The sequence below is a fragment of the Gardnerella sp. c11Ua_71 genome (assembly GCF_055818025.1).
The window spans coordinates 1-570 of record NZ_JARFVR010000019.1 but is presented as its reverse complement, the minus strand read 5'-3'; the positions used below and the strand labels follow the sequence as shown (position 1 = coordinate 570).

At 47.4% G+C, this 570-nt stretch carries 1 pseudogene; it reads right to left on the bottom strand.

From position 1 onward, the window contains the following. A pseudogene (locus P0106_RS07185) lies at positions 1-570 on the bottom strand (hypothetical protein); the annotation flags it as partial.

Below are 570 nucleotides of genomic sequence, written 5' to 3'. Positions count from 1 at the left end.
GTCATCCTTCTTAGGAGCCTGCTTGTCGTCCTGCTTTGGAGTACCATCAGGATTCTCCTGACGCAAAGTACCATCTTCCTTAAGGAATGGATGATATGACTCACCATACTGGGAATGCTCATAAAGATCCTCAGCAGCCTTAGCATCCTTAGCATCCTTAGCATCCTGAAGCCTCTTAGCAAGATCAGCTGCAGAGAAATCAGCTTCAGCCCTGCGGAGAGCAACATTAGCCTTACGCAACTCAGCCTTCTTAGATGCAAGAGTTGCATTAGCATTGGTCATAGCTTCAAACAAAGGCTTGCCAGCATTATCCCGCTTGTACTTTTCTTCAGTATTTCCTTGAGTCTTCAAGAATGTAGCAAGACCATCATTGTACTTCTTGGTTGCTTCAGTTGCTGTATTCTCAGCAGTTGTAACTGCAGCCTGAGCCTCAGCAACCTTAGCCTCAGCACCAGTCTTAACAGTTAAAGCCTCTGCATAAACCTTGTCAGTGTATTCACCAGCGAATGCTGGGGTTGCCATTGCGAAGCCGGCAAGCAAAGTAGCGCCAGCAGCGAAAGCAGCGATAGC